The following is a 14,581-nucleotide window of genomic DNA, read 5'->3' as shown; positions in this document are numbered from 1 at the left end:
CCGCTATATGGTGGCTTATTCCTCGCTGTCGATGGGCAGCGGATAGAAACCCCCGCCCGGCACTGCGCTGGAGACGGGGCTGCATACACCACCGCTGGCGCAGGCCTGAATTCCGAATATCCAGTCATCACCGCGCAGGGGCACGGTGATACTATGCGCGCGCTCACTTGTCGGGGTGATGGGCATCTGATCGCTCGGCCTCTCGTAATTTACGATTCCGATATCCTGCGACCAGTCGCTCTCGTCAGTGCGCCTCGCGCGGATGACGTAGACATCTGCGCCTTCCACGCCGGACCAGGAGAGCAATGTGTCGGGACGAACGATACCATCGGCAGTGACCACCGGAGGCATCGGCGCCCGCGCCAGTCGATCTGCGGCCCTGATATTGAAGCGCGTTACCTGCGCCAGATACGAGAAGTCCATCTCATCGGGTGTATCGCCATAAGTGACGCCATCCTCGACGCGAAGATCCTGATGCTGGTGCTCGTAATCCTCGATAGCGACCGACATGCGGATGGCGGGGTAGCCGCGTTCGAGGAAGGGCAGATGATCCCCGCCCCGCCCCATGCGGTCGCTGCGCCAGGTCTGGCGCACATCGAGACCGTCGGGATATTCCGCCGCGAGACTATCCAGCCAGCGAGAAAGATTGCGGCTCGGGCTGTCATTCGCTCCGCCCCGGCTGCGCATCGCGGCGCGCGTTTCGTCGTCGGCGTCAGCGCGAACGCCTTCGGAGAAAACGCGCAAATGCTGAGCATCGCAAACACCGTCCGAGCCGCATGATCCGCCAACCACATCATTGTTGAGGACGGCCTTCACGGTCCAGCCCTGCTCGGTCACATAGTCGGCCAGCACATTGCCGCCGTAGAGTCCCTGCTCCTCGCCCGAGAGCAGCGCGTATATGATCGTCGTCGGATATTCCCGCTGGCTGAGCATACGCGCAGCTTCGAGGACGAGCGCGCTGCCGCTAGCATTGTCGTTCGCTCCGGGTGCCGTGACTTCGGCATCCATCACATCCGAGCCGCGGCTGTCGATGTGCCCCTGGATTATGACAACTTCATTGGGCCGTTCGCTGCCCCACTGGATAGCAAGCGCGTTGCGGATCAGCACGGGTTCGGGAATGCGGCGACCGCTCCTCATGTCATCAACAAAACGCGTCTCGAGGCACCCTCCGCAAGCTGCGCTCGCTTTTTCGAATTCAGACCTACCCCAATCGAGCGCCGCGCCAATGCCGCGATCGGGATCATCATAGCTGGAAAGCGTGTGGCGGGTGCCAAAGCTCACCATGGTTTCGACATCGGCTTGCAGCCGTTCGACAGAAACGCCGTCCGCGGGGTCTGTCTGATGGGCAATGGCGGGCGCGGCGATCAGGGCCGCGAGGGGGATGAGGTAACGCATGGCACACATGTCGCTTGCTGCGCTGCTTTTGGCAAGGGGTTCGCGTGATTGAGGCCCGCGCTTATTCGCGATGCATCAATAGCTTAGGCTGAGCCCCGCACCGGAACCACCGATCTCAATACGCGCGAGCGACGTAAATCCGTTCCACCGCAGGAGCGCCGGTGAAGATGCAAGTGCCATCCGCTGGCGGCGTGTTCATGGGCACGTTACGGAAAGTGAGCTTGAGTGCCTTCAATTGCTCTTCGACCGATTTCAGACCATCTCCAGTCGGCTTCGACCATTGGACCTCCGCCCAGCCCGGATAACGGCGATCTTCTCCGAAGAATGCGGCAAGCGCGTCCATATCGCTAATGTCACGAGTGATATTCGCCTCGCGCCTTTCGCGCGCTTCAGTGAATAGCCCACTCTGCATGTCCGCGAGGACCGACGAAAGAGTTTCCTGCGCAACTTCGCGTGTGGGATTCTGAAATGCCGGTTTGCCGTTCTCCGCGTTCCACAATTCGTCACGTCGCAACATGCTGACGACGCCGTTTTCCATGTCCCGCGAGCCGACTTCGAGGATGATCGGCGCGCCCTTGCGGACCCAATCCCAACGCTTGGCAGCCGCTTTGCCCGGGCGGGTATCGAGGAGGACACGCAATGGCTCGCCAAGAGCGAACTGGCCGGCGAGACCAGCGCGCAGGCCCTCGCAATAGTCGAGCAAAGCCTCATCTTCGGGCTTGTCGCGCAGCATTGGCAGGATCACGATCTGGAACGGGGCGAGCGCGGGAGGTACGCGCAGCCCGTCATCATCGCCATGGGTCATGATGAGCCCGCCGACCATGCGTGTCGACATGCCCCAGCTGACCGTGTGGCACCGCTGCTGGCCGCCCTCGCGATCCTGGTAGCGGATGTTCGCAGCTTCTGCGAAGCTGGTACCGAGGTAGTGGCTGGTGCCGGCCTGGAGCGCCTTGCCATCCTGCATCATCGCTTCGATCGACCATGTCTCGCGGGCACCGGGAAAGCGCTCGTTCTCCGGCTTCTCCCCCGCGATTACGGGCATGGCGACATCTTCTTCGGCGAAGGCCCGGTACATTTCGAGCGCGCGCATTGTCTCAACCCGCGCCTCGTCCTCGTCAGCGTGGGCGGTATGGCCCTCCTGCCAGAGGAATTCGCTGGTGCGCAGGAACATGCGCGTGCGCATTTCCCAGCGCACAACATTGGCCCATTGGTTGAGCTTGAGCGGCAGGTCGCGCCAGCTCTGTATCCAGCGGCTCATCGCATCGCCGATAATCGTCTCCGATGTCGGGCGAACCACAAGAGGCTCTTCCAGCTTCGCTTCTGGATCGGGAATTAGCCCGCCTTCCCCGTCGGCAATCAGGCGGTGGTGCGTGACAACCGCCATTTCCTTGGCAAAGCCTTCGACATGGGCGGCTTCGCGTTCGAAATTGGCGAGCGGAATAAACAGCGGGAAATAGGCGTTTTGCACACCGGCAGCCTTGATCCGGTCATCGAGCAAGCGCTGCATCCGCTCCCATATACCATAGCCCCACGGCTTGATCACCATGCAGCCGCGCACGCCGGATTCCTCCGCCATATCGGCAGCGGAAATGACTTCCTGGTACCATTTGGCGAAATCGTCTTCGCGCTTGATGGTGAGGGCGTGGCGGATGGCAGACATGCTAAGACTTTCCCGAACAGGACAAAACGCAGTTTGCCCCCATGACGCGCACGATGCGCCGAGTCGAGAGGTCTGGCGGCGAAATTCGGCCTAATTACGAGAAAAGACTGGCCTACTCGCCGAGCTTGTCCAGTTTGCGCTGCATCTCCGCCATTTGCGCACGTAGCGAGTCGATGTCCTCGCGCCCTTCGTCCTTGCCGGATTCTGCCGCGGCGGTTGCGGGTTCATCGCCGGCACCGGGCATGAATGCCTGCGCAGCAGCCTGGAACATGGCCATGTTGGTTTCAGCCATCCGGGTCAGCGCGCCAGCGCCCATGCTGGACTTGAAAGCATCCTGCAACTTGGACTGGTTAGCCTCGAAGTTGGTCATGGCTGCCTCAAGATAGGGAGGCATCATTGCTTGCATGGAATTTCCATACATACCAATAAGTTGACGTAGGAAGCTGACAGGTAGCATGTGCTCCCCGCTTGCCTCTTCTTCCATGATGATCTGGGTCAAAATGGAGTGGGTAATATCGTTGCCAGTCTTGGCATCCACCACCTGGAAGTCGACGTCCTCGCGCACCATGGCAGCCAGGTCGTCGAGCGTAATGTAGCTGGAAGATCGGGTATTATAGAGCCGCCGGTTAGCGTACTTCTTGATAATTACGGTGCCGGATTGGGTATCAGATTTTGCGTCAGCCTTGTCGGCCATGGGAAATCCCTTGATTTGCTTGTCAGGCATTTAGCACTTGCAGCAAGCATTTTGCAATTGCGGTATGGGGACTGTGTCACTCTCGGTCGAAACGGTCACCCAATATCGTCAGAATTTCGTATTGCGACAGGCCGCTACGATGCGACATTTCCGGCAGGTTGAATGGTAAGTCAAGGAAATCGCCTTCTTTCACCCCGCTAGATCCGACGTCCACGACGATCATGTCCATCGAAACGCGGCCGAGAATCTTCAGTCGTTCATCGCCATGCTGCAGCGCACCGCCGGTGCCCATGCTGCGCAGGAACCCGTCTGCATAGCCAATCGAAACGGTCGCCGCGCGGGTCGGGCGATCGGCCACCCATTTGGCATTGTATCCAACAGCATCTCCGGGTGAGAGATTCCTGATCTGGATAATCGCTGCCTGTGGATAGGCGACCTGGGCAATGTAGTTGGCAAGTGCCTGGTGGGCTATCCCGCCGTAAAGCGCGAGGCCGGGACGGGTGACATCGAAATGGTAATCCGCGCCGTGCATTATGCCGGCCGAATTCGAGAGGCTATGACGTCGGGCCTCCACGCCTGAGAGCACATCGCTGAATACCCCGAGTTGCCGGGCATTTTGAGGACTGTTTTCGTCAGCAGAGGCGAGATGTGACATCAGGATGTCGATATCCAGCGACCGCACTGCCGGATCGGAGAGTTCACGCGGAGCCAGGCCAAGCCGGTTGATCCCGCTGTCGACCATCACATGACACGTGCCCCCGCCGCTCTCCTGCCAAAGCTGCGCTTGTCGAAGCGAATTGATGACAGGGACAACGCCGATCGCTCGCGAATAGGCTGCTTCCTTGGCATTGCGCACACCATGCAGGACGCTGACGGCACTGCCATCGACATGGCGCAGCACTGCGGGAACCTCGCTCCAATGCGCGAGGAAAAAGGTCCGCGCCCCCGCATCACGCAGCGTCGGGACGACGGCATCTACGCCAAGCCCATAGGCATCAGCCTTGACCGCAGCACCAGCTTCGGCGGCTCCCGAAAGCTTGTTCAGCGCCTGCCAGTTCGCCGCCAGCGCCGCGCGATCTAATCGAAGGCGAAGGCTGCGTGGCAGATCATCAGGAATGTTCATCGCGGAAGTCTTCCGGCAATCCGCCCTTCAGCCCCCACCAGGCAACAATGACGCCGAATGCGACAACCACCCAAGTGTACCAAAGGCCGGCGTAGATATCCCCCGTCCGTGCCACGATGAAACCCGAGATCAAGGGCAGGAATCCGCCCAGATAGCCCGCCCCGATATGGTAGGGGATAGACATCGAGCTGTAGCGGATCTGCGGTGGAAACATCTCGGTCAGCAGTGCGGCAACAGAGCCATATGTGAGCGCTGACAGAAACGCCGCGACCAGCAGCAAAGCCAGAATGCCGACAAGGTTGATCATCGGCGGTGACTGGCGCGAGAAATCGAAACCTCGCTCGGCCAGCGCCGCCTGGATGCCATCGCGGCGTGCCGATCCATCCTCGAGCCAACTTGCATCAATCGCAATGTTTTCGCCGCCGACCGACAGCGACAATGCTTCTGCCGGCACGCGTTCGTACTGCACGCCGCTGGACGTAAGCGTTTCCAGGATGCGCCCGCACTCGGTCTGCTCGCGGTCGAACAAATCGGCGAAAGGATCAGTGATGCATTCCGACCCTGAAACGACCACGGGATTGGCCTCGGCAGCATCAGCAAGTCCGGGATTGGCGAGTTTGCCCATGCCCCAGAAGATCGGGAAAAGCAGGAGCAGCGTAAGTATGGCGCCGATCATTATTGGTTTCTTGCGCCCGACCTTGTCCGACCACTTCCCGACGATCACGTAGAACCCCATCGAAATGGCACCTGCGATCAGCAGCACCATTTCCACGATCGATTCATCGAGGCGCATGTCGCGCTGGAGGAAGGACAGGCTGGAGAAAAACGCCGAATACCAGATTGTCGTCAGGATTCCGGTCACACCGAACAGGGCGATAAAGATGCGCTTCTTGTTGCCCGGGTAGGTGAAGCTTTCCACGAATGGATTGCCCGACATCTTACCCTCCGCCTTCATGGCACGGAACACGGGACTTTCGTTCAACTTCAGCCGCATCCAAAGCGAAATGCCGAGCAGTACGACCGACAGGAGAAACGGGATGCGCCAGCCCCATTCAGCGAATTGCTCTTCGGGAATGATCGCGCGGCAAGCCAGCACCACAAGGATGCTCAACACGAAACCGCCGACCACGCTGGCCTGGATAAAGCTGGTGTAATATCCGCGCTTTTCAGGCGGTGCGTGCTCGGCAACGTAAATCGCGGCGCCGCCATATTCTCCGCCCAACGCCAGCCCTTGCAGGATGCGCAATAGGATTACGATCGCAGGGGCCCACAGGCCGATGCTGGCAGCGCTTGGGACCAGCCCTACCCCGGCAGTGGCAATCCCCATCAGCGTTACCGTCACAAGGAATGTGTACTTGCGCCCGAGCTTGTCCCCGAGATAACCGAACATGATTGCGCCCATCGGGCGAAATCCGAACCCGATGGCGAAACCTGCCCAGACGAGCAGGACCTGCAGCGTTTCATTGTCGCTGGGAAAAAACGCCTGGCCGATCAGCGCAAACAGGGTCCCGTAGATGAAGAAGTCGTACCACTCGAAAATCGTGCCTGCACTGCTGGCACCAATCACGAGGCGAATTTCCTTCGCGCTTGGTTGATGAATTACGTCTGCGGCAGTTTCCGCCATGCGCTCCCCCTTGGATTACAGCGCATGGGACTAGCCCGAAGTTGCAACGCTGGAAAGAGCCGCAGTGGCCGCCCTCCACGGCAACATCATTGCCCCATGACGTCCGCGATATTCACGTGCCGGTGCAATCAGCTCCAGGTCAGGCCAATCGGGCTCTCCATCGGCACCATCGAGCCAGGCGAGCAGGTCATCGTGCACCGATGCGATTTCCGCGGGGGACTTCCCCGCGACATGGCGCGCGAAAATGGCTGCAGCAGCTTGTCCGACAGCGCAGGCGCGTACCGTAAGTCCCACCTGTTTCACGCGCTCTTGTCCACCGAGCGTGAAATCGAGTTCGAGAGAGGAGCCGCAACTGATCGATCGCGCACTGCCTTGCACAGTTGGTTCCTTCAGTCGCGGATAGTCTGCCAGCTCGACCGCAGCTGCAAGCATCGCCGGAGTGTAGAGCGCCTGCGTGCTCACAAGTCTGGTTCGCCCTCTTCCTCTTCCTCGATCATCCGCGCGCGTCGCTCGGCAATAATCTGCACCATTGCGCGCGATCCGGCGTCAACGAGCTGGTAGGTTCGTGCTTCGGCAATCCATAGCGGGCGCCCTTTCGCTCCCCATACGGTATCGTAACCGAGAACGAGCAGCGAGAATGCGAGGACCACGATGATGACGCCCTTGAGTGCGCCGAAACCGAAGCCGAGCACGCGGTCAATCGGGCCAAGCACCGATTCGCGCGCCTTGCGGCCTGCAACACGCGCTATCAGCTTCATCGCGGCATAGGGAATCAGCAGGAGCAGCGCGAAAGCCAGGATCGCCGCCGTAATCGGTGATCCCATGTATTCGAGGATCGCTGCCGTCAGGTCTGTATGCAGGAAATGGATCGCGAACACGGCAAGTACCCAGGCCGCAAGCGAAAGCACTTCCTGCACGAAACCGCGCAGAAATCCGCCAATTGCCCCTACTCCGATGAGCAAGAGTACGATCAGATCGAAAGCTGTCATTACTTACGCATTTATGCGCTGGCCATCACCCGGTCAACGAGTGACGCCACGCCGCCAACATCGCTGTAACCCAGCTTTTTCACGTCCTGTCCGCCATCCACCGGTCCGCACGCCCGCTTGAATCCCAGCTTGGCGGCTTCGCGCAACCGTAGCGCCGAATGGGCCACGGGGCGCACTTCGCCCGAAAGGGAAACTTCGCCCAGCCAAATGGCGTCGGCAGCGAGCGGCTTATCTGCCAAGGCGGAAACTAGCGCGGCTGCCACGGCAAGGTCTGCCGCCGGATCGGAAAGACGGTAACCGCCCGCGACATTGAGGTAGACCTCGGCCGTCGAAAAGCTGAGGCCGCAGCGCGATTCAAGCACCGCGAGCAACATCGCGAGGCGACCACTGTCCCAACCGACAACAGCGCGGCGCGGGGTTGCGCCCGACTGCAGCCGCACGATCAGCGCCTGAATCTCGACCAGCACCGGACGCGTACCTTCAATCGCCGGAAAGACCGCGCTGCCAGCGATCGGCTCTTCCCGGCCCGAAAGGAATAGTGATGACGGGTTGGAAACTTCCTCCAGCCCCTGCCCTTCCATTGCGAACACCCCGATCTCGTCGACCGCGCCGAATCGGTTCTTCAGGCTACGAAGGATGCGATATTGGTGGCTTCGCTCTCCTTCGAAGCTCATTACGGTATCAACCATATGCTCCAGCACGCGAGGGCCGGCGATGTTGCCATCCTTGGTGACGTGGCCGACCAGCACGAGGCAGGTGCCGGTCTCCTTGGCATAGCGGATCAGTTCGAATGCACTGGCGCGCACCTGGCTGACAGTGCCGGGCGCGCCTTCGATCATGTCGGAGTGCATCGTCTGGATCGAATCGACCACGAGCATATCGGGTGCGCCGCCCTTCCCGAGCGTGGTCAAAATATCGCGGACGGAAGTTGCCGCCGCCAGCTTGATCGGAGCATCGGCCAGCCCCAAACGCTTGGCCCGCATTCGCACCTGGCCGGTAGCCTCTTCCCCGCTGACATAAACGACATCGCCGCCGGTCTTCGCAATGGCTGCCGCAGCCTGGAGCAGCAACGTCGATTTCCCGATACCCGGCTCGCCGCCCATCAGGATTGCACAACCCGGCACCAGCCCGCCGCCAAGCGCACGGTCGAACTCGGCAAGTCCGGTGCTCCGCCGGTTGAGCGGCTTTGTCGGGGAATCGAGCGATTCGAAAGCGATTGCCCGGCCGCCGCTGGACAGGTCGTGCTTGGCGGTGAACTTGGTTTCGGGCGCTTCCTCCACCAGCGTATTCCACTCGCTGCAATCCGGACATTGTCCCTGCCAGCGTGAGGATACACCGCCGCATTCGGCGCAGATGTAGCGTCTTTTGGGCTTTGCCATGCGCGCTGCGATAAACGGAACAGAAAAAGAACACAAGCCGCGTTTGTAGTGGAGGATAGCTTGATACGGCCCCTATGCTTTTCGCGCATGTTCTGCCAATCTCACGGGCGATGCGGCAGAAAGAACTCAGGATCGCGCTGGTCTGCTACGGTGGCGTTAGCCTGGCTGTCTATATGCACGGCGTTACCAAGGAAATCTGGAAACTGGCCCGCGCCAGCCGCACATATCACGGCCCCAACATCGCACAGCAAGTCGGTGTCGAAGCCGTGTATGAAAAGCTGCTCTACCACATAGAAACAGCGTACGGTCTGCGGCTGCGAGTCTTACCGGACATCATCACCGGCGCCAGCGCGGGTGGCATCAACGCGGTTTTCCTCGCGCAGGCCATCCACTCGGGACAGGACCTGGAGCCGCTGACAGAAATGTGGCTCGAGAATGCTGACGTGGAAAAACTGGTGGCCGAGGAAGCGCGTCCATGGTCCGACATTGCCGCCAAGCCCTTCATGCGTCCTTTCGTCTGGTATCTCAGCAATCGCCCGGGCAACGCCGTGAGCGAAAGCGTGGCGGTGGAAACCCGCGCTGAAGTGCGCCGCAAGCTCTCGAACCTTGTACGTGGGCGTTGGTTCGAACCGCCGTTTTCCGGACCCGGCTTTACGCGGCTTTTGTACGATGCATTGGGAGCCATGGCGGCAGAGGAAGTGGCCAAGCCGCTGTTGCCTCCCGGTCATCCGATCGATCTCCTCGTCACGGCGACAGACTATCGCGGGCACCGCGAATTGCTGAGGCTTAACAGTCCGCCTCTTGTCGAAGAAACCGAACATCGCATGTCCATTGGCTTCCGGGTCAAGACACCGGATGTCGGAGGGCACAGTCTTGCACATCGTTGCGAGCTGACTTTGGCAGCTCGCGCCACGGCCAGCTTCCCCGGTGCATTCCCCCCGCTCCAGGTCAGCGAGATCGACCAGCTCGGTGCCGAGGATTGGTCTAGCAGGGACGAATTTCTCAAGCGCATCATGCCCACGAATGTCGAACGCGACACGGTCGACCATGTTGCCCTTATCGATGGATCCGTTCTGGTAAACGCGCCCTTCGCCGGCGCGATGGCGGGCCTGAGCGCTCGCCCGGCACAGCGCGAGGTGGACCGGCGATTCGTCTATATCGATCCAAGCCCGCGCCGCCGGGCTACGGAGAAAGGCGAGAACTTGCGTCCAGTTGGGTTTTTCTCCGCCATCGTCGGCTCGCTCTCTACCATCCCGCGCGAACAGCCTATCCGCGACAATCTCGAAACGCTGGAAGAGCAATCGCGTGAGGCGCACAGCCTTCGCAAGATCGTGAGAGCCCTGCGTCCCGAAATCGAGGCGGTCGTGGAAAAGCTATTTGGCAGAACCCTGTTTCTCGACAGGCCGACCAGCAAACGGCTCGCCGCCTGGAGAGCGCGCGCACAACAAGCTGCGGCCGAACGGGCAGATTATGCATTCCACTCCTATGCGCAGGTCAAGGTTACCGGGATCGTGGAAAGGCTTGCCGAGCTTGCACACTCGGCAGCCCCCGACGCCCACCGGCAAGATATTGACACGATAACCTCTGCATTGCGGCGAGTGATAGACAGGCGCGGGCTGGAGCAGCTGGGCGCACCCGGCGGCGGAGCCAGCGAGCCTGCAATCACATTCCTGCGGGATCATGATCTGGCCTTTCGCGTTCGCCGCTTGCGGCTGCTAGCGCGGCGGCTGTCGCGCGAATGGGACGCAGATCCAGACATTCCGGACGAGGGACTGGAAGCAGCAAGGGAGCAAGTTTATCGCGCTTTTTCGCTCTATTCCATGCGCGAGGATGTCGGGACACTTGGCCCGGACTTTCCCGAGATCGCGGCCAATGCGGTCGAGAATCCGGAAAAATTTCTCGATACGTTGGCTGAACGACGTGCCTTGCGCGATGCAGATGTCGGAGCGGAAAAGATCATTGCCGAGGCGATGGAAGCAATGCCCAAGGATTTACGGCGCAAGGTGCTGCTGACCTATCTCGGATTCCCGTTCTACGACGTCGCGACATTGCCCTTGCTTCGCAATGAGGGCCTGACGGAATTCGACCCGGTCAAAGTGGACCGGATCAGTCCTGACGATGCCCGCAGCTTGCGCGAAGGAACCGCAGAAACACTACGCGGCACCGAATTCTACAATTTCGGCGCCTTCTTCAGCCGGTTCTATCGTGAAAACGATTACCTCTGGGGCCGGCTGCATGGCGCTGAACGCATGATCGACCTGGTATGTTCGACCGTTCCGGGTGGTATTTCGGACAGCAATTGCGTCTCTTTCAAGCGCGATGCATTCCTGGCGATCTGTGATGAGGAACAGGAGCGCGGATTGTGCAATGCCAATCTGGTGAGCAATATGCGCGAGGAAATCCTGGCGAAGATGGGTTGAACGACAACGGTCCCGCCCATCTAGATTGCATCAAACTCCGAAAACATCTTTGATCTTGTTGAGGAAACCGCGACTTTCAGGACATTCTTCACCCGTCTCGGTTTCCCGGAATTCGCACAGGATTTCCTTCTGGCGGCTGCTGAGCCTGGTTGGCGTTTCCACCATCACTTCGACCACCATATCGCCGCGTCCGCGCCCTTGCAGGACGGGCATACCTGCGCCGCGCTTGCGGAGCTGCTTGCCTGACTGAATCCCGGCAGGGATGTCGATCGCATGGATTTGTCCGTCCAGACCGGGAATTTCAATCGTATCGCCCAGCGCCGCGCTCGTGAAGCTGATCGGCACCTGCGTGAACAGCGCAGTACCTTCGCGTTCGAACACGTCGTGCTTTTTGACATGTACGAAAATATACAGATCGCCTGCTGGCGCGCCGCGGGGGCCGGCTTCACCCCTGCCCGACATGCGTATGCGAGTGCCATTGTCCACCCCGGCGGGAATTTCGACTTCGAGTGACTGCGGGGTGTCGACCCTGCCCTCGCCCCGGCAATCCTTGCACGGTGCTTCGAGGACTTCGCCTGCGCCGTGGCAGTTGGGACATGGGCGTTCGATTACAAAGAAGCCCTGCTTCGCCCGCACCTTTCCTGCGCCATGACATAGCTCGCAGCGTCGCCGTGAAGTACCCGGCTCCGCTCCTGTACCAGTGCAGGTTTCGCATGCGGTGGAAACTTCGACCTCGATCTGCGTGGACTTGCCGTGGAAAGCGTCGTCCAGCGTGATCTGCATGTCGTAGCGCAAGTCTGCGCCACGACGCGGACGCGCACGCCCGCCCCCGGCACCGCCGCCGAATGCGCTGCCAAAGATTGTCTCGAAGATATCGCCCAGATCGCTGAAATCCTGACCGCCAGCACCCGGTCCGCCATTCTGGAAAGCGGCGTGGCCATAGCGATCATAAGCGGCTCGCTTCTGCGGGTCTTTCAAGACCTCATACGCGGCGTTGATCATCTTGAACTGTGCTTCGGAATCGGCATCGCCCGGATTGCGGTCCGGATGATACTTCATGGCTTTCTTGCGGTAGGATGATTTCAAGGTTGCGGCATCGGCATCGCGTGCGACGCCAAGCAGCTCGTAGAAATCGACTTCACCAGTAGACATTCGGAATCCCCAAAACCGGACCGCCACCGGCGCTTTGGGCGTCGGTGGCGGCTGCGGTTCCCATCAGGCTGTTTAGCCCTTGTTCTCGTCGTCCACTTCGGTGAACTCGGCCTCGACCACTTCTTCTTCCTCTGCGGGCTTGGAAGCGTCTTCGCTGGCAGCTGCATCAGCAGCACCGGCGTTGGCGGCAGCCTGATCCTGTTCGTAGATCTGCTGACCCATCTTCATGGCGACATCGGTGAGCTTCTGGCTCTTTTCCTTCATCGCCTCGACGTCCTCGCCTTCCAGTGCAGTCTTGGCTTCGGCAACGGCAGTTTCGATCTCGCCCTTGAGGCCAGCATCGATCTTGTCGCCATTCTCTTCGAGCTGCTTGTCGGTCGCGTGGACCAGGCTGTCGAGATTGTTGCGGACTTCGGCGCTTTCACGGCGCTTCTTGTCTTCTTCGGCAAACTTCTCGGCATCCTGCACCATCTGTTCGATGTCGGACTCGTTGAGACCGCCCGATGCCTGGATGCGGATCTGCTGTTCCTTGCCCGTGCCCTTGTCCTTTGCGGACACGTTCACGATGCCGTTGGCGTCGATGTCGAACGTGACTTCCACCTGCGGCACACCGCGCGGAGCGGGGGGAATGCCGACAAGGTCGAACTGCCCAAGCAGCTTGTTGTCCGCCGCCATTTCACGCTCGCCCTGGAAGACGCGGATTGTCACCGCATTCTGGTTATCCTCGGCAGTCGAGTAGACCTGTGTCTTCTTGGTCGGGATCGTGGTGTTGCGGTCGATCATGCGCGTGAAAACACCGCCCAGCGTTTCGATACCGAGCGACAGCGGCGTCACGTCGAGCAGGAGAACGTCCTTGACGTCGCCCTGAAGGACGCCCGCCTGGATTGCAGCACCCATGGCCACGACTTCGTCCGGATTCACGCCGGTGTGAGGCTTGGTCCCGAAGAACTTTTCGACCACTTCACGCACGCGTGGCATACGGGTCATGCCGCCAACCAGGATCACTTCATCGATCTGGTCCTTGGTGACACCGGCATCTTCCAACGCCTTCTTGCAAGGCTCGAGCGTGCGGTCGATCAGCTTGCCGACCAGCTTTTCGAGATCCGAGCGGCTGATGGTTTCCACAAGGTGCAACGGAGTGGACGAACCACCTTCCATGCGTGCGGTGATGAACGGAAGGTTCACTTCGGTCGTCTGCGAACTCGACAGCTCGATCTTGGCCTTCTCGGCAGCTTCCTTCAAACGCTGGAGTGCGAGCTTGTCGCTGCGCAGGTCCATGTTTTCCTTCTTGTTGAACTGGTCGGCCAGATATTCGACAATCTCGTTGTCGAAGTCTTCACCGCCCAGGAAGGTGTCGCCATTTGTCGACTTCACTTCGAACACGCCGTCACCGATTTCAAGGACGGAGATGTCGAAAGTGCCGCCGCCAAGGTCATAAACGGCGATGGTCTTGCCCTCGTCCTTGTCCATGCCATAGGCGAGTGCAGCCGCAGTCGGCTCGTTGATGATGCGTTCAACTTCAAGACCGGCAATCTGGCCGGCGTCCTTGGTCGCCTGGCGCTGTGCGTCATTGAAGTAAGCGGGAACGGTGATGACCGCCTTGGTCACGGATTCGCCGAGGTAGCTTTCGGCGGTTTCCTTCATCTTTTGCAGGATGAAAGCTGAAATCTGGCTGGGCGAATACTCTTCGCCGCCGGCTTCGACCCACGCGTCGCCATTCTTGCCCTTGACGATGTCATAAGGAACAAGGTCCATGTCCTTCTTGGTGGTCGGATCATCGAACCGACGGCCAATAAGACGCTTGATCGCGAACAGCGTATTGTCCGGATTGGTGACTGCTTGACGCTTTGCAGGCTGACCGATCAGTCGCTCACCATCCTTGGTGAAGGCGACAATCGACGGCGTCGTGCGCGCGCCTTCAGAATTTTCGATAACCTTGGGCTTGCCGCCTTCCATCACGGACACGCAGCTGTTCGTGGTACCCAGGTCAATCCCGATAATCTTGCTCATAATTCCCCATCTCTTTCAAACGTTGGACGCTGCACTATCGACTTCCCGCCAGTTCGGCAAAGCCACTCGGCAGCTCAAAAAGCTGTGTAACGAGGGCGGATATAGGTGTGCTTTTGCTTGGCACAAGGGACCCCA

11 protein-coding genes are annotated in these 14,581 nt (G+C 59.9%); 1 reads left to right on the top strand and 10 read right to left on the bottom strand.

The features are described 5' to 3' along the window. Positions 1-15: 15 nt before the first annotated feature. The 8 genes from AAC850_RS05745 to radA form a co-directional block, all read right to left on the bottom strand. Entirely contained in the window at positions 16-1,395 is a 1,380-nt protein-coding gene (locus AAC850_RS05745) for a M28 family peptidase (RefSeq protein ID WP_340587725.1), read from the bottom strand. 115 nt (positions 1,396-1,510) lie between these two features. Beyond that, positions 1,511-3,055 carry an aminoacyl--tRNA ligase-related protein gene (locus tag AAC850_RS05740; RefSeq protein ID WP_340587724.1) on the bottom strand — a complete coding sequence of 515 codons (1,545 nt, stop codon included), beginning with the start codon at positions 3,053-3,055 and terminating at the stop codon, positions 1,511-1,513. Between the two features lie 112 nt (positions 3,056-3,167). Beyond that, entirely contained in the window at positions 3,168-3,779 is a 612-nt protein-coding gene (gene phaR / locus AAC850_RS05735; RefSeq protein ID WP_422723178.1) for a polyhydroxyalkanoate synthesis repressor PhaR, read from the bottom strand. Between the two features lie 46 nt (positions 3,780-3,825). Beyond that, entirely contained in the window at positions 3,826-4,872 is a 1,047-nt protein-coding gene (gene alr / locus AAC850_RS05730) for an alanine racemase (protein ID WP_340587723.1), read from the bottom strand. Beyond that, positions 4,859-6,496, bottom strand: coding sequence for an MFS transporter (locus AAC850_RS05725; RefSeq protein WP_340587722.1), 1,638 nt, complete (start codon positions 6,494-6,496; stop codon positions 4,859-4,861). Before AAC850_RS05725 ends, alr begins: the two co-directional genes overlap by 14 nt. Positions 6,497-6,526: 30 nt before the next feature. Next, positions 6,527-6,958, bottom strand: a complete 432-nt coding sequence (locus AAC850_RS05720) for an iron-sulfur cluster assembly scaffold protein (protein WP_340587721.1) — start codon at positions 6,956-6,958, stop codon at positions 6,527-6,529. Next, positions 6,955-7,485 carry a CvpA family protein gene (locus AAC850_RS05715; protein ID WP_340587719.1) on the bottom strand — a complete coding sequence of 177 codons (531 nt, stop codon included), beginning with the start codon at positions 7,483-7,485 and terminating at the stop codon, positions 6,955-6,957. The genes AAC850_RS05720 and AAC850_RS05715 overlap by 4 nt, the downstream gene beginning before the upstream one ends. An 11-nt stretch (positions 7,486-7,496) precedes the next feature. Further along, positions 7,497-8,864, bottom strand: coding sequence for a DNA repair protein RadA (radA, locus tag AAC850_RS05710; protein ID WP_340587718.1), 1,368 nt, complete (start codon positions 8,862-8,864; stop codon positions 7,497-7,499). 110 nt (positions 8,865-8,974) lie between these two features. Between radA and AAC850_RS05705 the strand changes: the two genes are divergently transcribed. Next, positions 8,975-11,284 (top strand): patatin-like protein, encoded by a 2,310-nt coding sequence (locus AAC850_RS05705; protein WP_340587717.1) that lies wholly within the window; start codon positions 8,975-8,977, stop codon positions 11,282-11,284. A gap of 30 nt (positions 11,285-11,314) precedes the next feature. Here the strand turns inward: AAC850_RS05705 and dnaJ are convergent, their stop codons facing one another. Together dnaJ and dnaK are read right to left on the bottom strand one after the other, a co-directional pair. Then, a complete protein-coding gene (dnaJ, locus tag AAC850_RS05700; RefSeq protein WP_340587716.1) occupies positions 11,315-12,436 on the bottom strand; it encodes a molecular chaperone DnaJ in 1,122 nt (373 codons plus the stop codon). A 72-nt stretch (positions 12,437-12,508) separates the two neighbouring features. Further along, a complete protein-coding gene (gene dnaK, locus AAC850_RS05695) occupies positions 12,509-14,446 on the bottom strand; it encodes a molecular chaperone DnaK (protein WP_340587715.1) in 1,938 nt (645 codons plus the stop codon). Positions 14,447-14,581 lie beyond the last annotated feature (135 nt).

It is taken from the genome of Erythrobacter alti (assembly GCF_037996805.1).
GTDB classification, from domain to species: Bacteria; Pseudomonadota; Alphaproteobacteria; order Sphingomonadales; family Sphingomonadaceae; genus Alteraurantiacibacter; species Alteraurantiacibacter alti.
Note: the sequence above shows the minus strand (reverse complement) of the source record. Positions and strands in the feature narration are given on the sequence as shown.

Bases quoted from the DNA above. Each gene is read 5' to 3' on its own strand.
- AAC850_RS05745 (WP_340587725.1), bottom strand. From the start codon at position 1,395: ATGCGTTACCTCATCCCCCTCGCGGCCCTGATCGCCGCGCCCGCCATT.
- dnaK (WP_340587715.1), bottom strand. From the start codon at position 14,446: ATGAGCAAGATTATCGGGATTGACCTGGGTACCACGAACAGCTGCGTG.
- AAC850_RS05715 (WP_340587719.1), bottom strand. From the start codon at position 7,485: ATGACAGCTTTCGATCTGATCGTACTCTTGCTCATCGGAGTAGGGGCA.
- AAC850_RS05725 (WP_340587722.1), bottom strand. From the start codon at position 6,496: ATGGCGGAAACTGCCGCAGACGTAATTCATCAACCAAGCGCGAAGGAA.
- dnaJ (WP_340587716.1), bottom strand. From the start codon at position 12,436: ATGTCTACTGGTGAAGTCGATTTCTACGAGCTGCTTGGCGTCGCACGC.
- radA (WP_340587718.1), bottom strand. From the start codon at position 8,864: ATGGCAAAGCCCAAAAGACGCTACATCTGCGCCGAATGCGGCGGTGTA.
- phaR (WP_422723178.1), bottom strand. From the start codon at position 3,779: ATGCCTGACAAGCAAATCAAGGGATTTCCCATGGCCGACAAGGCTGAC.
- AAC850_RS05705 (WP_340587717.1), top strand. From the start codon at position 8,975: ATGCGGCAGAAAGAACTCAGGATCGCGCTGGTCTGCTACGGTGGCGTT.
- alr (WP_340587723.1), bottom strand. From the start codon at position 4,872: ATGAACATTCCTGATGATCTGCCACGCAGCCTTCGCCTTCGATTAGAT.
- AAC850_RS05740 (WP_340587724.1), bottom strand. From the start codon at position 3,055: ATGTCTGCCATCCGCCACGCCCTCACCATCAAGCGCGAAGACGATTTC.